A 17743-nucleotide genomic window follows, 5' to 3' on the forward strand; every position below is an offset into this window, starting at 1 on the left:
GCCTTTTTTCTGCCCTGTCACGGACCATAAGAGCAAGAATGCGGACGAACCTCTCCCTATCGGCCTGATAAGATGGTATCGTAATAAGACAAGACAGGAGATGCAGGAGGCTTAGGTATGAACCCGTTATCCTTTGACGAAATGTGGGCCCGCATTATGGCATGCGACAGCAGCTATGACGGCTTGTTCTATACGGCGGTGAAAACAACCGGCATCTATTGCCGTCCTTCGTGCCGGTCTCGCAAGCCGAAGAAAGTCAATGTCGAGTTCTATCTTCATATGGATGATGCGGAGACGGCCGGTTACCGCGCCTGCAAGAGATGCCGCCCGGAGAACGAGCATTCGCCGAATGTCGGCGTTGTTCGCGAGGTAAAGGAGTTTCTGATACGTCATCATAAGCAGAAGCTGGAACTAAAGGACATTGCTCAGCATGTCGGGCTCAGCGCCTACCACCTGGATCGGCTGTTCAAGCAGGAAACCTCCGTGACCCCTCGTGTATTTCTGGAGAAAATCCGGATGGACCGCGCAGCGCATCTGCTCATGCATACCGGACAGTCGAATCTGGAGATTTGCTATGAAGTCGGCTTCCTCAGCCCTTCCAGCTTCTACAAGGCGTTCCGCCAAGCGATGGGCTGCTCGCCTTCGGAATACCGCAAAACAATTCACATGGCACAGGAGGAGTCATCATCATGACCATATATAAGCTGGATATCAACACCCCGATCGGAGTGCTGGAGATCGTCGGCTCCAGCTCTGAAGTACTGTCGATTCTCTTTCCGGACCGGGAAGAGCCCCTCTATCGCTGCCAGTCCGATACGCCGGATGCGCTGCAGCTTTGCGCCAAGCAAATGGAAGAGTATTTCAACGGCAAACGGTCGGAGTTCGCTTTTCCCTACCGCTATGAAGGCACGGCTTTCCAGTCGCAAGTATGGAATGCGCTGAAGGAAGTTCCGTTCGCCAGGACCGGCACTTATCAGGGACTCGCTCAAGCAATCGGCAGGGAGAAAGCCGTAAGAGCCGTCGGCAGCGCGAATGGCAGGAACAAGCTGAGCATCGTCATACCGTGCCACCGCATTATCGGCTCGAACGGCGCCCTGACGGGTTATGCCGGCGGCTTGTGGCGCAAGGAATGGCTGCTTCGCCATGAGCAGGCCGTTGCGCAGCGCCAGGCAGAGCAGTAAACGGCTGCTCCAGACGGCATCGCCCCCTATGTATGGCAATAAGCCCGAATTCACGCGATAGCAGCGGAATCCGGGCTTATTGTTGTTCATGGACGATTATAGAATGATGAAGAAAAATAATGCCGCGAGTGCAAACCGGTAATATGCAAAGTAGCTGAGACGAAGCTTTTTCATCATATTGATGAAGGTGACTACAGCGATCATACCCACGACAAATGCAGAGATTAGTCCGATCAGGAACAGAGGCATGTCCCCCATTGTCAGAAACTCCCGGCTTCCAACCAGATCGACCGCGCTTGCGCCGGCCATAATCGGCACCGATACGATGAACGTAAATTCGGCCGCCGCTTTCTGGCTAGTACCTGCCAGCATGCCGCCGGAGATTGTCGATCCGGAACGGGAGAAGCCCGGCCATAGCGATAATATCTGGAAGCAGCCGATGATGAACGCCTGCTTGTACGTAATGTCGTCAAGCTCCTCCGCAACAATCTTCCGCTTCGACCTGTCGGCGACAATCATCAATATGCCGCCTAATACGAGGCCGACCAACACGGTGGTCGGGCCAAACAAATAATCTTTGATTACGCTATGAAGCAGAACTGCCAGTACGGATGCCGGCAGCATCGCCAGCGCGACGTGCATCGCGTTCAATCCGCTGCCCTTCTTCAAATTGAAATTAAGCAGCTTGACGAACCTCTGTCTGTACAGGACAAGTACGGCCAGCACAGCGCCGAGCTGAATGACCACCTCGAACGTCTTGGCACGGTCTCCAGTGAAATTCAGCAGCTCCCCGGTCAGAATCAAATGTCCCGTCGACGATACGGGCAGAAATTCCGTCAAGCCTTCTACAACGCCCATAATAATCGCCTTGATAATATCTTCCATCTTGCTCACTCTCCCCAATAATTAACCACGGCAGTCCGGCCTCTCTTACAGCTTATGCATGTCCATACTGGCTCATTTCACTTTCGGCCGAATCGGTATAAATTTCAATCTTCCGGATGCGATGCTCGTCCCTTTCCCTGATGACAAAGATCGCGTTGCCGTAGCTCCAGCTCTCGCCTTTTGGCAGATCGGGCCGCTGCATGAAAAGCCAGCCTCCGATCGTATCCGCCTCGTCGCTCTGAAGCTGCAGCCCCGCCGCTTCATTCACTTCGCTGAGGAGCGCTTTTCCGTTAACCAAATAATGCTCTTGCTCCAGCCTCTCGATCTCCAGTTCTTCGTCCTCGTCGAATTCGTCTCGGATATCTCCGACAATCTCTTCGATCATGTCTTCAATCGTAATCAGTCCGGACGTTCCGCCATATTCGTCGAGAAGGATAGCCAGGTGGACCCGCTCCAGCTGCATCATGCGCAGCAGCTGATTGACCGGCATCGCATCCGGCACGGTCAGCGGCGGCTGGATAATCTTCTTGAGCTCCGTGGCTCCGCCGTCACCGTCTTTAAAGTCATGCAGAAATAGATTTTTGGTGTTGAGAATGCCGATAATATTGTCCTTGTCCCCTTTGGCGACGGGGAATCTTGTATACTGCTCCTTCTTGATAATGTTGATGTTCTCTTCCTTGCTGTTCTCGATATACAGACATACCATGTCGGTCCTGGGCACCATAATTTCGCGCGCAAGCCTCTCGTCAAAGTCGAATATCCGGTTCACATAGCCGTATTCGTTTTTGTTGATCTTCCCGCTCTCATAGCTGTCCGACAGAATCATGCGTATCTCTTCCTCAGAATGGGCATCGTGCTCGCTTGCCGGCTGGAAGCCAAGCAGCCGCACCAGCTTGTTCGCAGAGCCGTTCAACAGCCAGATGAACGGGTACATCGCTTTATAGAACAGAATGATATAGGGAGTCGTGAATTGGCTCACCTTCTCTGATCTTATAATAGCGACAGTCTTCGGCGCAAGTTCACCCAGCACCACATGCAAGTAGGTCACCAACATAAAGGCGATGACAAAGGAGAGGGCGGTTGCCAACTGCCCTTGGATGCCCGCCCAATCGAACAAAGGATGAATCAACTTCTCGATCGTTGGCTCGCCCAGCCAGCCGAGACCAAGCGCTGTAATCGTAATGCCCAGCTGGCAGGCGGACAAATATCCGTCCAGGTGAGTGGTAACTTGCTGAATCGCCTTGGCGTTTTTGAGGCCCTCGTCTACCATTTGCTGCACGCGGCTCGCTCTCAATCGTATAATCGCAAATTCCGTCGCGACAAAAAAAGCAGTAAGCACAAGGAGCAGCGCAAAAAGAATAAGATTAACAGCCATGGAGTGGCTCCCTTCAGGTGGCGTAGATGCGCGAAGAAGCCTTCTCGGCTTCTCCACTTATACAGCCTTGCCCGTATTGGAAACCATCATACTCCATGGCTTTCAAGTCGTTCTATGATTCTGCATCGCCAATCATTACCAGGGCGGAGAATCGTCCTCCCCGCCGCTGCTCTGGTATCCGCCACCATGATGATCTTGAGCATCCTCATCAGATGGCTTGCCCGTTCCAATAATCGGCAGCACCTCCGTCAGCTCGCGCGGCTGCAGGAGCTCCACCGGAGACATGCCCTTCTCGAATTGGAATCCATCGCCTTCGACGACGACGACATACTTGCCGTTATGCTTGGCGAAGTGGATGCTGTCGCCGAAATCCGACAATAATCCCTTGACTGTAACGCCGCCAAGCTTGAAGACGAACGGCAGATCCGGCTTCTGCTCCACAAGCGCCGCTGAAGCATGCTCCACCTGCTCCTGCGACCACCATTCCTGCAGGTCGCGTTTCTCGCTGGCAGCCCATACCTCTACCGCATTTACTTCTTCGCTTCGCTCCGTGCTCGTCTCATCCTGCCATTTGTCGGCGATGAATTGATGCACCATCTCCACAACCTGCTCTCCGATCACCTCCGGAAGCGGCTTCTCATAGGAGACATACTTCAAGAAATCCTCGAAGTATCTGGCATGGGACGCCTGATGAATTTTCAGCTCCCAATGATCAAGCGCTCCCTCCTCATGCATATGAGGATATTGAATCGACTTGATGCTGCGCGCGCTGATGGCCATATCCACCTGTGTAATGAGGCTTCGCTCATCTGAGATGCGGGCGATTTTCGGCTCGAAATCGCACTTCAGCAGAAAGAGGAACGGCTCGTTGAAATACGTATTAAGCGTGGACAATGCGATAATGAATGCGCCGCCCCGCACAGCGCTTGTATCCATATAGATGCGGACCAGCTCGTCGGCGATGCCGAGGAAACGGTCCTTCGTATCTGCATCCCTAAGTCGCTGAAATAAATTATAGTTCTGGTTGCTGCCCAGCTCATAGCCCGGCTCCACCATGAAACGGCCGATTTTTGTCGGAGCGTTCGCTGTATTCGGATTGCGCTCCACTTTCCGTTTTACGATCCGCACAAATTCATCGTCCAAGAAGTTTTTAAGCTCGCTCTGCTCGTAATCATCGCCATCCAGCGTCTGATAATGCTTAAAGCGCCTGCCTGACGATGCCGCCGATTGGTCGCCATCGGTATGAATGACGAAAAAAGATAAATAATGCATGCGAAAATCCAAATCTATCATTCCTCCACGGTTGCTGGTGTCATTGTTATAGATTAGCACATCCCGGCGCGTGGAGGATAGACGATTATGAGCAAGATCCGGCTGCACCTCTTCATGACAGCCTTTATATTTGCATTACCTCGTGTCAAGTCCGCATTCTTCTTCCATTGGAACCTTCAGTCCGCGATCCGCAATCGTATCGGCCAATATGCGGATAAAGAAAGGGTCGCAGCCGTATCTCACCGCTTCGCAGTAACATTGAATCAGCTCGTCGTTGGGCAGCTTTGATTGATGAATGGTGTATCGCACATGCATAACCGCGTCTCTCTTCCTATTGATTTTGAAATCTTCGCCATAATTCGACATTTCTACCTTCATTATAGAGATTAGGACTGAAAGATCGCTGAAACCCCCAGCAATCCCAACTTCATGTAGATGGAGCGGATTGCTGGTGAACCGATACTTATTATCTCAATGCGGCTATAGTATAGAGTCTGTCGAATCCAAGCAAAAAAGACCCGGCCAGACGGCCGGATCTTTACGTTATGTATGCATATATTTTTCCGGGTTAACGGCTACTTGCCGCAGTGTAAAGGAAGGCGGATCGCCTAAATCTTCCTGGAATAAGCGGGATATTTTATCATAATGCGCCTCAGCCGCCAGAGGATCATGCTCCAGCAGATGCGCTGCAATAATTCGGGCCTGATATTCTTCGTGATAGGGATTAGAAGCTACCATTTGATACATATACGGCAGCGCATCGGCATAATGCCTGCCGCTCAGCTCATGGCGGATAACCGCTTCCAGCATAGCGTGAAAATCGGACTCGGCCTTCAGCTTGGCTGCGGCCGCCCATTCCCAGTCATGCTCCTTCAGAAATCCTTCATGATAAAGCTGTACGGCTTCGCGCGCATAATGAATATGCCGCTCTGTCCGGTAAGCGCCGCATAGGTCGGCAAACTGGGTCCATTCATCACGAAGAGGCGGAGCTTTAAGCCGGTAGCTGCCGCCTTCACCTTTATCTTGCTCTACGATGTCGAATAATCCATGCTGTTCCAAATCCTTGCGCAGCTGATAGACAGTGGAATGCAAATTGACTTGTGCTCGCTCAACGTCTTTGCCAGACCATAGTGCTTCTATAATTTTGCTCTTGCTGACCGGCGAACCCCGGTTAATAAATAGCAGCGCAAGCAATTCCCTCGATTTTGAATTGCGAAATTTGACAAGAACGCCATGCTCCGTCTCGACTCTGAACCAGCCGAAACATTTAATAATCGCCTTCATCGTTCTGCTGGGCATGGCAAGCACCTGACGTGCGACAAAGCGGTTCAGGGCTCTTCCCATGCTTTCTTTGGTGACCGGCTTCATAATGTAATCCAGCGCTTCGACATCGAAGGCTTGATGGGCGTATTGCTGATAGGCGGTGATGTATACGATTTGCACTTTCGGCCGGATGGCATAGATCCGCCGGCCGAGCTCCAGCCCGTGCATGACGGCCATCTCCATATCAAGCAGCACGAGATCGAACTTCCCGGCCTCTGCTTCCATAAGCAGCAGCGCCGGATCCGTATATATGCCTTCAACGGATACGTTGTCATAACCGGAGAGCACTTTGCTGATGCGCTTCAAAGCCGGAGCCTCGTCATCTACAATTCCTACCCTGATCTTCATTTCCTCACCTCAACAACCCCCTGCCGCATCCAATCCGAATAAACGATCTAATAGGCATGCCGAGCATCCCGGAATGCTCCCACGATGCGTTTTTGATCTGCACCCCTCTCCAGCTCTTCTTAGAGGCATCGTTATTATCGCGTCAGGTCCGTCTCGAGACTGCTTGCATCACCCGAATGGACATAAGTCTTTACAAATATGGAATACATAAGCGGCTTCATAGATGACGTATCGCTGATGTCTACCCAGTAGTATCCCGGCTCAAAGGCGTCTCTGACGGAGATTGGCGGACGTTTGCCGGATTTCAGCATGGTGACGACCAGCGGCAGCTCCACACCTTGCACGCTGGCCTCGCGAATTAAATGGAGAATACACTCCCCAAGCTCATCCGTCAATGTTTTGCCGAATGGCGGCATTACGACTTGGCCCCCGCTTCCGATCGAGCGATTGAATCTAAGTTGGTCTACGACAAGGCCGGCCAGCAAAAGCATGAATCTTGCAATTTTATAGCTATCCTCATCTTCTGTACCAACCGCTATTTTCGGGACGTGATCCGATAATCTTGCTCCATAATGCTGCATCTGATTACCCCTTTAAACGTAATGCATGCGCTCTACTGCCCATTTTGACGATATTCGCCATAGTTCGACAGCACTATTTTCATTATAAAGTGTCAGACTGAAAGCAAACTGAAAACAGCACCTGCACAGCCTCCGCTCAAGGCTATTCCATCCCCTGCTCCGGAATCCGGATTTCAACCTTGGTCCCTTTCCCAGGCTCGCTCCAAATAGTCAGACCATGCCCGTAAATAAGCTGCAGCCGCTGGTGAATATTCATCAGCGCCATGCCGCTTGGCCGCGCTTCCTGCCGCAGCAGCGACTCCGCTCGTTCGCTCGTCATGCCTGCGCCGTTATCCTCCACAATAATTTGCAGATAGCCGTGATCGGCCCTAGCTGTCAGCCTCACTTTTCCCCCTTCCTGCTTTTGAGTCACCCCATGCTTCACCGCATTCTCCATAATGGGCTGAATAATTAAAGGCGGAACTGTAATATCCAGTGAATCGTCGATATCGTATTCGATATGCAGACGATGGCCGAATCGGGCCTTTTCGATATACAGATAAGACTTCACAAGCTCGATCTCTTCGCTGAGCCCGATAAACCGGCTCGTATCCTTCATTTGAAAGCTGTTTCTGAGGTATGAGCTGAGCTTCAGCAGCAGGTCATGCGCCTTCTGCGGCTCCTCTAGCGTAAGAGTCAGCGCCGTATTCAGCGTATTGTACAAAAAATGCGGCTTGATCTCCGCCTGCAGCATAGCGATTTCGGAGGTGGCTGCCGACTCCGCAAGCTGCTTCATCTCCAGAAACATATCGATCCGGGCATGGAGCTCATGGGCATGTAACGGCTTCAGCAAAAAGTCATTGACGCCGGCCTGGAAGCTCTCCGCTATATCCGTCACGTCATCCTTGAAGCTCATCATCACAATTGGCAGCTCCGCATAGCTGTAATTCGAGCGAATCCGCCGCACCAGCTCGAGGCCGGACATGTCGGGAATGGAACCATTCAGCAGCATTACGTCGAGCTTGCGGGACTGATCCATGTAATCTAGCGCTTTCTCCCCGTCCATAACCGATGAGACCTTATAGCGGTCATTCGTCAATGTTTCATGAATCAATCGCAGGGAGCAGCAATCCTCACCCACAACGAGAATGTGAAGCGTCGTGCCGTTGACCTGGTCGGTTCTTGCTGCGGCATCAGCCGTCAAGCCGTTCAATCCGTCCTCCGTCTCTCCGGCAGCCCCCTGAACGGGCAAAGCAGGAGAGCGGATGCGCGCTTGCAGGCGCGGCTCCAGAAAGCGCTTGGAGAAGTCGGTCGTCTCCAGAAATATTAATAAAAAAATAACATAATAAAGAATTGGCTTATTAAACAGCATGGCCACGTCCCGGGTTAGCAGATAATCATGGAGGAGCGCAAGCACGCTTAGGACCAAGCCCGCCGCACGGGCGACTGAGCCTTCCCTGCCGTTACGAATGGCATGTGTCAGCATGTACACCAAATATCCGCCTATCACCAGTACATAGAGGTAGAACGCCAGCCGAATAACAGGATAGAGATGCAGCGGCAATGCGATCAAGGACAGATTAAATACGATGCCGGCCGAGGCAAGCACTTTCATGACAGAACGGTTGAATTCATTCGGGAATAGCTGATGGACGAATAGGATCGTAATGGCGATCCCGCCATACAGTGAAAGCGAATCCAGAAAGGTCAGCCAGTCAACCGACATGCCGGGTACAAGCTGCAGAATAAACATATGGTCGATGACCAGCATTCGGATAGCTGCCAGCATACATAAAATACTGTAGTATAATGCGGCCGGGACAAAGCCGTAAACGATCCATGTATAGAAATAGTACAAGGAAATAATAATGGCCGAGCCGAGAAAAAACATGGTGCCGGCCAGTTCCTGATCTCGAAGCATCCGCATATTGTCTGCACTGCCAAGCTCTAGCGCTTCCGTCATCCCCCCGTCCCGTTCCGTATAATTGGAGATTTGAACGATCAGGTCGAGCGAGGTCGATTGCGGCTTGAAGTAGACGGTCTGGGGATGATAGGCTGGAGCGGAGCTCGCTTCGCTTGGGGACACCTTCCCGCCCTCCGCTATGACCTTTCCGTCTGCTATCACTTTATAGGCTGTGGGCAACACCGGAATTTTGAGCGCCAGCACATCGGCGGAGGTCTGCAGCTCCACGAGCAGCCGAAAAGTTGCATAGCCCTTATGGTGAGGCCGGAGGCTGTTCAAATTATAATGACTCCATGGCTGAGGGACGCGGACGACAGCGCCGGTGCCGAGTTCCGGTCCGCTCGCGTGTAATCTGCTGCTTGTCAGCAGCTCGTCCCAGTAAAACAACCATTCCCCCGCCAGCGTTACTCTGCCGTCTCTCTGCAAATTCCAATTCTCCAGCTGCAATAGGCCTTCAACCGGGACCGGCGAAGGCTCCTTCAATCTGCCCTTCATCGCAGAAGCCGCAACTAATAACACAACGGCGAACAAGATCACCATAAAATAAGTGCTGCTAGCAATCGATCGTTTCTGTTGAACTACCATTCTCTAGGAATCTCTCACTCTCGGCTGACAATCTCAACATATTTCCTATATTATACTGAAACGGAAAGGGACGCGCGAATGAGCTGGCAGCGGGCGGCTTCTGGCAATGATTCATGGCAAAAACGCCGAAATGATCATATTTCGGCTAGTACAATGCTTATAGTGGGATGGCATTAAACCGGCAAATTGCGTGTATGGACCGCATCCATTCCTTCGCCCGCCACAGCAAAGCAAGCGGCGGGCGGCGTTCCTTATGGTTAGAATGCGGCTCACAGGCTTTAACAGACGTCATTCTTGAGGCTGTTCACGATCAATGAGCGTGGACTTGCTGCCGCGATAAAGCAGCTTCAGCTTATGCAAAGCTCTTGTGCACCCTACATAGAGCAGCTTCGCATCCAGCTTGTCATAATTGTCGCTGCCCGCATCCGCAATCAGCACGGCATCGAATTCCAGCCCTTTCGACAGATAGACCGGCACGACAGTGAGACCTCCGCCATAAGTAGGCTGCTTGCTCTGAACTAGCGAAGCCGCTAGGCCTTGCGCCGTCAGATACTGATGAATCTCCTCGCATTCCCGCGCTGTCCGGCCAATAACCGAAATGGTGTCGTAGCCTCCGTCTTGCAGCCACTCGGAGACAGTCGCATGCAGCTTCGGCAGCCAATGCTCATCCGTTACCGGTTCAGTCACGACGGGATCTCCGCTCCGGAAGACAGGAACGGCCGGCTTCACGCCGCCAGTCATCCCGCTCAGAATAATGTTGGCGAAATCGATAATTTCCATAGTGGAGCGGTAGCTTCGGTTCAGCTCAAAAAATCCGGTATCCTTTTCCGCGAACAATCCCATCAGCTCGTTCCAATTCTGAATGCCCGCATAGCTGTGAATCCCTTGCTGAAGATCGCCCAGCACCGTCATGGAAGTCGTGCGCTGGCATAGACGCAGCGTCTCCAGCTGGAACGGCGAATAATCCTGCGCTTCGTCAATGACAATATGGTCGAAGGCCGGAACCTTCAGTCCATACAGCCTGAGATGAATATAAGCCAGCGGCGCCAAATCCTCCGCTGCGGCAATGCCGGCAGCCATACGCTCCGCAGTCGCCTTCGCGATCGGCTTCGGCACTTGCGTCAGCGCCTGCTTGCCTTTGAACAATGTAATGTACAGCCCTACAGCCGTGAAGGACGGAATACGCTTCACAAAGGAATTCAGCTTGGCAAGCGCCGCAGACCGCTTCTTCTTGTCGGCTACGCCGCGGTGCTTCAGCTCCGACTCCAGCCAGCGCTTGATCCGGCTGGCAAGCCGGTCCCGCTTGACCATAATGGCCTCTTCGCCATAATCCGTATCATACCACTCCCGCATCGTCTCCGGCGATAGCCGGAAGCCGTCCAGCGGGATAAATTCGGCGGTCGGCACAATGCTGGCTTGCAGCTCATTCAGCCGCTCATCGATCGTTTCCTTGAACGCTATGCTGCCTTTCCAGCGGCCTGACGCCTGCTCCAGCTCTTCGCTTGTCCGATGCTCCTCGAACCAGTATGCCATCGTATCCGAAGGATCTGCCAGCTTAATGTCATGCTCAAGCAGTTCGACAGCCCAATCGCTGAACGTCGTCTGGCCGATATCGCCGACCCCGAGCTCAGGCAGGACGCCGGAAATATAATCGAGGAACATGCGGTTCGGAGCAAAAATCATCATTCGTTCCGCCCGTATTCTGCCTTCGTATTGATAAAGGAGAAACGCAAGCCGGTGAAGCGCTACGGTCGTCTTGCCGCTGCCCGCAACCCCCTGAATGAACAGCGCCTTGCTGCGTTCCGCGCGAATAATGCGGTCCTGCTCGCCTTGAATCGTCGAGACAATATCCCGCAGCTTATTGTCCTTGTTCTCGCCCAGCCGGTAGAGCAGGAACTCATCCGACACTGCGCCTTCCTCTTGCCCTCTTACATAACTGTCCACCAGACGGACAATTTCGGCACCCCGAATCATGAAGTTGCGCTTCAGGTGAACATAACCCGTCACTTCGCCATCAGGCGAATCGTATACGGCGGGGTCGTCGCCGCCTGTGAAGGAGTAGAACATGCTTGCGGCAGGCGCGCGCCAGTCGATAACGAGCAGCTCGTTGCTGCCGTTTTTGGCGACGCCCGCTTTGCCGATGTAGAGCGCCTGGACATGCTCCGGCGCATCAGGCTTCCTGCCGTCCTGGGACAGCTCCTGAAAGTCCATCCGGCCGAAGTACGGCTCCTTTCTCGCAATCTCCAGACGCCGCTTCCGTTCCTCGCGCTGCAGGTCGAGCATTTGCTCCGTGAAGTCATCCCCCGTGTACCGGGGGCCAATAGTGCGAATTTGTTCTTCTATATCCCTAAGAGTGCTGTCCAGCCTCTCTTGTTCCCATTGCTGCAAGGATTTATCCGACATCTCTTTCCCTCCTAAGCGTAAATAGCTGAGCCCCCAAGGAGCCCAGCTTCAATGAATGTCATGCCAACGCTATATCATGCAGCGGCTCCCCTTACCCATAATCCGGTAACTACCAGCAGCAGCAGAATATGCACCGCAACAAGAAAAGGTATTCCTACTGTAAAAGATTGATGCTTCGTCTTATGGCGCCACAGCTTCATGCCGTACCAAGTACCCGCTGCGCCTCCAATAGCGGCTACCAAAAACAGCCGGCGTTCCGGAATGCGCCTCGCCCTTCTTTGCGCCCGGCGTTTATCCAATCCCATCAGCGTAAATCCGTATAGGCTAAGTATAATCCAATAGCCGAATACGATCGTTAGCCATGTCACTTGCGGCTGCACTCCTTCCTGCCCTATGATGTGGACGGCCTGGGCTTCGCCCGGTTCGTCGCTATGGCCTCGTATGGATTATCCGGCCAATAATGTTTGGGGTATCGTCCCTTTAGATCCTTCTTCACTTCGAAATACGCCTGCTCCCAGAAGCTGGCCAGGTCCTTGGTCACTTGCACAGGACGCTGGGACGGCGACAGCAGATGCAGCGTAACAGGCAGCCTGCCGTTCACTAGTCTCGGCGTCTCCCTCCATCCGAACAGCTCCTGCAGCCTTACAGCAAGCACAGGAGAGCTCGGGTCGCTATAATCCAGTGGAATTCGTGAGCCGCTGGGCACTGTAATATGGGTCGGAACCTGCTCATCCAGCTCCCTGGCCTGATTCCAGGTCAACAGGTCTCCTATTAGCTGAGCCATCGGCAGCTTATTCAGCTCAGAGAGGCTTCTCATGCCGTAGACATGCGGCTTCAGCCAATGCTCCAGCGTATCGAGCAAGGCCCCCTCCGACACATCGGGCCACAGCGGATCGCCGCTCAGGCTCATCAGCCGCATGCGTCCGAGCAGACTGAGCGCATTCTTGCTCATCGGCAGCGCGGAGAAGCCCTTCAGCCGGATGCCTGCAAGTAGCGTGTCTGCGACAGCTTCCGGGTCCGCTCCTTCGAGGGGATTATCGCTAAGGACAATCGCTCCCAGCCTGACTCTCCGTCTCGCTCGTACGGACCCTGTTCCGGGATCCCACTCCACCGCTTCTTCCCTGACCAGATGCGCGGTCAAGCACGCTTCGATCTCTGCTTGGCTGATGTCCGCAGCAAGGCGGATTCGCCCCTCTGCACCGGCGTCATCCAGCTCGCAGACGACAAGATAGGGCGACCGAGACAGCGGCTGAAGCTCCGGCAGGACCGCCCCTCTGCCGCTTGCCATCACATACCGTCCGTCCGCCCTGCGTTGGGCGATGCGATCCGGATAGGCATATGCCAGCAGAGAGCCGTCCGACCAAGCAGCTAACCCCTTGTGCCGTTGAGCTGGAGCCCCGGCTTCTCTCTGCCGCTCCCTCACTCTGCGTTGCCACTGCCCGGCCTGCGCCCTGATCCGATGAGCCGCCGGCACGCTGCCGCCAGCACTGTGCAGCGCATCCGCACGCAGCGCGATATCCACATTGCGTTCCGCTCCGAGAATATCGCGCTCGCTCAGCAGCGCAGCCAGCACGCAAGCCCGATCCAGCGCCTCCGGCTGTGCTTCAGCGGCAAGCAGCATCGCGCCAAGGCGGGGATGCATGCCAAGCTTGGCAATTCGCAGGCCCTCCGCTGTCGGCTTGCCCAACCGATCCAGCGAATTCAAGCTATGAAGCAGCGCAGCAGCGCCTTCATACGCAGCTTCAGGCGGCGGAGTCAGCCACTGCAGCTCCGAGGGATCAGGCGTCCCCCATACCGCCAGCTCCAGCACCAGCGCCGACAGGTCCGCATCCAGCATCTCCGGCCTGGTATGCTGCGGCAGATGCGGGTGCTCTTGCTCCGTCCACAAGCGGTAACAATGACCGGGCGCCACGCGGCCAGCGCGCCCTCTGCGCTGGTCCGCGGAATCCCGTGATACCGGTACAGTCTCCAGGCGGCTTAGCCCTGTGCGGGGCGAGAAGCGCGGCACTCTCGACAAGCCGCTATCCACGACAATTTTGATGCCCTCTACGGTAAGGCTGGATTCTGCGATTGACGTCGCAAGCACAATTTTACGTTCATTCGGTGCGCAAGGCGCAATCGCCGCTGCCTGTTCCTCCAGCGACAGGCTGCCATGCAGCTCGGCAAGACGGACGCCGGACGGCAGCCCTTGCCCCCGAAGCCAGCTCGCGGCTTTGCGAATTTCAGCCGCGCCGGGCAGGAATACCAGCGCATCCCCCTCCGTTTCCCTCAGCGCCTGAAGGACCGTCTGGCCCGCAGCCTGCTCCAGCGGCGCAGTTGATCGCGCAGACGCATAGCGCGTCGTGACGGGGTAGCTCCTGCCCTTGCTGTGGATCACAGCGGCATCTCCCAGAAGCACGGCTACAGGCTCGGCCTCCAGTGTCGCCGACATGACGAGCAGCCTGAGCTCTTCGCGAAGCAGCGATTGCGCTTGCAGGCATAAGGCCAGCCCCAGATCGCCGTGCAGATGGCGCTCATGGAATTCGTCGAACAGCACCGCGCCGACTTCATCGAGCGACGGATCATCCTGCAGCATTCGTGTCAGAACGCCTTCCGTAACCACTTCAATTCTCGTACGCGGACCGACCTTGGAATCCAGACGAACACGGTAGCCGACCGTCTCGCCAACCTTCTCTCCCAGCAGCTGTGCCATATACTGAGCAGCCGAACGGGCGGCAAGCCGCCGCGGCTCCAGCATTACAATCTTTTTGCCGCCCAGCCAGGGCTGATCCAGCAATGCAAGCGGCACTCTTGTCGTTTTGCCGGCACCGGGCTCGGCCACAAGCACAGCCCCGCTCCGCTCTTGCAGCGCCAGCAGCAATTCAGGCAGCACCTCATCGATGGGCAAACGTGTCATTGTCCAGACTCCTCCAACCTTCCAGTTCCCTGATGAACTTACTTTGTAATGCGCAGCATCTGCAGCACAGGGCGGTTATCCCCGGTAAGCTTCATCTCCTTGCTCAGCAATTGAGATGAGCCGTCCCCGTCCAGGAAGATGCCGTCCACCAGTCTTCCGTCGCCGAACGTGCCAAGAATCGCCGTCCTGAAGGCTTCAAGCGTGCTAAGCGACTCGCTCACAATCAAATACAGCATGCCGTTCTCATCGTATACGGCAGCAGAGCGCAGACGCTGCTCATCAGGGAACGGCGCATTCTCCGCGACTGTCCTGCTGATCCAGCCCGCTTCATCGCCCAGGCTCATGCTGATGCCGCCTTGGGCCCAGAACCTTGTATGATCCTTGACCTTCACTTCGGAAGCCGTCGATACGACCTGAACGGAGAGCGAATCCGAGGCGCCGTCCCAGACGAGCGTCCCTCTCGCGTATTTCATATTTTCCCCACCGCTTCCGTATGCGCCGGCTGCTCCATTCACTGGGCGGCCATTCACAATGCCCATGCTGATCAGCGTTTCCCCATAAAAAAATCCGCCATTGATGCCGACCTTGTCCGTCAGCGCCACGTTCTGGCGTACCACATCTAGCGTGACGAAAGCTGGCTTCGTCACGAGCGCATGGAGCTTCATACCGTTCGCGGCTTCGGCGTATTCATAACGGTATTGGGTAATCGCTTCCAGCGGCGCATCGACTCCCGGCGATCTATTGCTCAAGGAGTTGTACAAGACTACGAATAAAATACCGGCAACCAGCAGAATGCCCCCGATGATTCCGATTACCAATGTAATTTGCCTTCTGCTCAGCCGTTCAGCCTGTCCCTGACCCGTGCCGGAATTTGTACTCATGCCCTGACATCCTCTCCTCATTGTCCGAATCTATTAAGCATTATATTTTACCGTTTTCAGGGGCGGTTTGTCTACTTTACAGCGCTTTTTCTCCCGATAAAACAAGCATCGCCGCCCATCAAGGGAGCAGCGATGCTTGCATGCGCTTATTGTGCCCGATCGTCAAGCGGATAGAAGATCAGGTTGATCGGGAATGCCGATCCGGCAGGAGGACTGAATTCGATGTCCAGACTCTCTTCCTTGCCCGTTGTTTTATACAGAATGATCATGCCGTCGAATGCCGTAAGCACGCCGGATGCCGGCACTTTGACCATCTCGCCGTTGATTTTGAACGGCCCTTTGAACGGTCCGCCCTTCGCGAGAATCATGATCGCCATCTTGCGCGGCTTGTCGGAATGAATCTTGTAGACCGTGCCGTAGTTGCCGTCCAGAAGCGCCTCCGTTCCGCGCTGCGGATCAAAGCCCCTCTGGAATGCATCCGTCTTGCCGTCGCCAATGACCAGCTTCATCGGCTTCTTGAAGCTGTTCGCCGAGAGATCGAGGCCCCAGTCGAAGCCGGCAATCTGGAACGTGCCGCGAATATGGCCGGTGAACGGCAGCTTCGGCATATTCATAATCGCATTCGACACTTTATCCGCTGCGGCGAACGTGAATTGCACCTCGCCGTCCGTCTCCACATCATACATCAGATTAACGCCCGAGCCAGGGTAGAAGTCGGGGAACTGCTTGTAGACGAAAGTGGCTCCCGCAGGAATGGTCATCGTCTCCTCCACCGTATCGTTCATCAAATAATCGACCATCGCCTCGCTGCCGATCAGATGGGCGTAGATGGAAGGATACACCTCGCCTTTGTTCGTCGTGCGAACCGTCACAGGCTTGTCGGACTTATTGGTAGCCATGATGGCAAAGCTCACTGTCTTATCCGTGCCGTTCAGATGGTCGGCGTACAATCTGCCCTTGCCATTAATGCTGTCCTGATACAGAATGCCAAGCTCACGGAACGTCTCCGGGCTGTCGCTCATAAGCAGCGTACGAGATTTGTCCTCGGTCACTTTTTTCGGTACATCCGGCAGATTAAAGTAATGGTTGTAGAGCGTGCTCCAGCTGGTAGTAATGTAGCTGCCTGCCGGCTTGGTGTAGATCGGATATTCGGTTTCGCTCAGATACACCTCGTTCGTGACGACAATGTTCCGCGTGAACGGCTTGCTCTTATGCCCCACCTTGTCCGTGGCGACAAGCGTAACAGGATAGGTGCCGGCCTTGAAGAACACTTCCTCTTTGCCGGTCCAATCGAACTTCAGCCCCTCCGCATCGGGATCGTAGCTGAGATTAATATACTTGATAGGCTCTCCAATCCGGTATGTCTCCTTGCCCAGCGTAAACTTCGCGACTGGAGCGGAATTGTTCAGATCGGGGTTATAATTGCCTTGCGGCTTGTTCACATGAATAACATCTACACGGCGAAGCTCCTGATTGTATGTATAGGTAGCGCCCATATAATCCGACAGCCAGGTCAGCTTGATCATCAGCCTGCCGTTAATCAGCATCGCCACATCGTCGAACGGGTAAGCCAGTCCGTTGACCCAAGCCTGCTTGTTCACGGTATCCAGCAAAATCTCGTGCGTCGGCGTAACCATCAGCACCGTACGGGTTTTCTCCTGCCATTCCACCTTCATGCCGAAGGCGTCGCCGAGAAACTTGGCCGGCACGTAGGTTCTGCCCTTGCGCGCGACCGCCGGAGAATCCAGCGTCACCTGCTGTCCATTTAAGAATGCTTCCTTGTTGTCCAGGTAAAACACAACGTAAGTCGTGCCTGAAGTAATCGGCGTCTCTCCGGCAGACGCATGGCTGATCGGTGCGGTCATTAGCATGGCGGAGAGAATTAATGCAGCCGCTTTTGTTCGTTTGCTCCATCTTGGTAGCATTCAGTCACAACTCCTCAATCTATTAAAATAGGATAGCTTGGGGAGTCCCTAACAGGCCCAAGCCCATACCTATAGACGCTCAACAATTGGAAAAGTTGCAACATCCTTGCCTGTGCATTGCCGATAAAGGTGACAGTTGACGCATA

14 protein-coding genes are annotated in these 17743 nt (G+C 54.3%); 2 read left to right on the forward strand and 12 right to left on the reverse strand.

What is annotated here, in order from left to right; translation table 11 throughout:
* The first annotated feature begins 117 nt into the window (after nt 1-117).
* On the forward strand, nt 118-693 hold the full coding sequence (locus D3P09_RS01190) for a bifunctional transcriptional activator/DNA repair enzyme AdaA (RefSeq protein ID WP_120106454.1): 576 nt from the start codon (nt 118-120) through the stop codon (nt 691-693).
* Nucleotides 690-1181, forward strand: coding sequence for a methylated-DNA--[protein]-cysteine S-methyltransferase (locus D3P09_RS01195; RefSeq protein ID WP_120106456.1), 492 nt, complete (start codon nt 690-692; stop codon nt 1179-1181). The genes D3P09_RS01190 and D3P09_RS01195 overlap by 4 nt, the downstream gene beginning before the upstream one ends.
* Before the next feature lie 96 nt (nt 1182-1277).
* Here D3P09_RS01195 and D3P09_RS01200 read toward each other — a convergent pair whose 3' ends face one another.
* The 12 genes from D3P09_RS01200 to D3P09_RS01255 all read right to left on the reverse strand — a co-directional run bounded on the left by D3P09_RS01200 (nt 1278) and on the right by D3P09_RS01255 (nt 17597).
* Nucleotides 1278-2066: an undecaprenyl-diphosphate phosphatase gene (locus D3P09_RS01200; RefSeq protein ID WP_120106461.1), complete on the reverse strand. Its 789-nt coding sequence runs from the start codon at nt 2064-2066 to the stop codon at nt 1278-1280.
* A 52-nt stretch (nt 2067-2118) separates the two neighbouring features.
* Nucleotides 2119-3441: a hemolysin family protein gene (locus tag D3P09_RS01205; protein ID WP_120106463.1), complete on the reverse strand. Its 1323-nt coding sequence runs from the start codon at nt 3439-3441 to the stop codon at nt 2119-2121.
* A 135-nt stretch (nt 3442-3576) separates the two neighbouring features.
* On the reverse strand, nt 3577-4725 hold the full coding sequence (locus D3P09_RS01210) for a DUF3900 domain-containing protein (RefSeq protein WP_120106465.1): 1149 nt from the start codon (nt 4723-4725) through the stop codon (nt 3577-3579).
* A 123-nt stretch (nt 4726-4848) separates the two neighbouring features.
* A complete protein-coding gene (gene sda, locus D3P09_RS01215) occupies nt 4849-5079 on the reverse strand; it encodes a sporulation histidine kinase inhibitor Sda (RefSeq protein ID WP_165867274.1) in 231 nt (76 codons plus the stop codon).
* A gap of 177 nt (nt 5080-5256) precedes the next feature.
* On the reverse strand, nt 5257-6384 hold the full coding sequence (locus tag D3P09_RS01220) for a response regulator (protein WP_120106469.1): 1128 nt from the start codon (nt 6382-6384) through the stop codon (nt 5257-5259).
* A gap of 134 nt (nt 6385-6518) precedes the next feature.
* Nucleotides 6519-6965, reverse strand: a complete 447-nt coding sequence (locus D3P09_RS01225) for a hypothetical protein (protein ID WP_120106470.1) — start codon at nt 6963-6965, stop codon at nt 6519-6521.
* A gap of 142 nt (nt 6966-7107) precedes the next feature.
* On the reverse strand, nt 7108-9492 hold the full coding sequence (locus D3P09_RS01230; RefSeq protein WP_120106472.1) for a histidine kinase: 2385 nt from the start codon (nt 9490-9492) through the stop codon (nt 7108-7110).
* A 288-nt stretch (nt 9493-9780) separates the two neighbouring features.
* A complete protein-coding gene (locus D3P09_RS01235) occupies nt 9781-11895 on the reverse strand; it encodes a HelD family protein (RefSeq protein ID WP_120106474.1) in 2115 nt (704 codons plus the stop codon).
* A gap of 74 nt (nt 11896-11969) precedes the next feature.
* Nucleotides 11970-12263, reverse strand: a complete 294-nt coding sequence (locus D3P09_RS01240) for a DUF1294 domain-containing protein (RefSeq protein ID WP_279387114.1) — start codon at nt 12261-12263, stop codon at nt 11970-11972.
* A gap of 23 nt (nt 12264-12286) precedes the next feature.
* Nucleotides 12287-14791: an ATP-dependent helicase HrpB gene (hrpB, locus tag D3P09_RS01245; protein ID WP_120106476.1), complete on the reverse strand. Its 2505-nt coding sequence runs from the start codon at nt 14789-14791 to the stop codon at nt 12287-12289.
* 38 nt (nt 14792-14829) lie between these two features.
* On the reverse strand, nt 14830-15672 hold the full coding sequence (locus D3P09_RS01250) for a hypothetical protein (RefSeq protein ID WP_120106478.1): 843 nt from the start codon (nt 15670-15672) through the stop codon (nt 14830-14832).
* Nucleotides 15673-15818: 146 nt separating this feature from the next.
* Complete coding sequence (locus D3P09_RS01255) at nt 15819-17597, reverse strand: stalk domain-containing protein (protein ID WP_120106480.1); 1779 nt, start codon at nt 17595-17597, stop codon at nt 15819-15821.
* Nucleotides 17598-17743 lie beyond the last annotated feature (146 nt).

Source organism: Paenibacillus pinisoli, assembly GCF_003605435.1.
In the GTDB taxonomy this organism is placed as follows: Bacteria; Bacillota; Bacilli; order Paenibacillales; family Paenibacillaceae; genus Pristimantibacillus; species Pristimantibacillus pinisoli.

Excerpts from the sequence above, each read along its gene's own strand:
- D3P09_RS01190 (WP_120106454.1), top strand. The coding sequence starts at position 118 with ATGAACCCGTTATCCTTTGACGAAATGTGGGCCCGCATTATGGCATGC.
- D3P09_RS01195 (WP_120106456.1), top strand. The coding sequence starts at position 690 with ATGACCATATATAAGCTGGATATCAACACCCCGATCGGAGTGCTGGAG.
- D3P09_RS01200 (WP_120106461.1), bottom strand. The coding sequence starts at position 2,066 with ATGGAAGATATTATCAAGGCGATTATTATGGGCGTTGTAGAAGGCTTG.
- D3P09_RS01205 (WP_120106463.1), bottom strand. The coding sequence starts at position 3,441 with ATGGCTGTTAATCTTATTCTTTTTGCGCTGCTCCTTGTGCTTACTGCT.
- sda (WP_165867274.1), bottom strand. The coding sequence starts at position 5,079 with ATGTCGAATTATGGCGAAGATTTCAAAATCAATAGGAAGAGAGACGCG.
- D3P09_RS01220 (WP_120106469.1), bottom strand. The coding sequence starts at position 6,384 with ATGAAGATCAGGGTAGGAATTGTAGATGACGAGGCTCCGGCTTTGAAG.
- D3P09_RS01225 (WP_120106470.1), bottom strand. The coding sequence starts at position 6,965 with ATGCAGCATTATGGAGCAAGATTATCGGATCACGTCCCGAAAATAGCG.
- D3P09_RS01230 (WP_120106472.1), bottom strand. The coding sequence starts at position 9,492 with ATGGTAGTTCAACAGAAACGATCGATTGCTAGCAGCACTTATTTTATG.
- D3P09_RS01235 (WP_120106474.1), bottom strand. The coding sequence starts at position 11,895 with ATGTCGGATAAATCCTTGCAGCAATGGGAACAAGAGAGGCTGGACAGC.
- hrpB (WP_120106476.1), bottom strand. The coding sequence starts at position 14,791 with ATGACACGTTTGCCCATCGATGAGGTGCTGCCTGAATTGCTGCTGGCG.
- D3P09_RS01250 (WP_120106478.1), bottom strand. The coding sequence starts at position 15,672 with ATGAGTACAAATTCCGGCACGGGTCAGGGACAGGCTGAACGGCTGAGC.
- D3P09_RS01255 (WP_120106480.1), bottom strand. The coding sequence starts at position 17,597 with ATGCTACCAAGATGGAGCAAACGAACAAAAGCGGCTGCATTAATTCTC.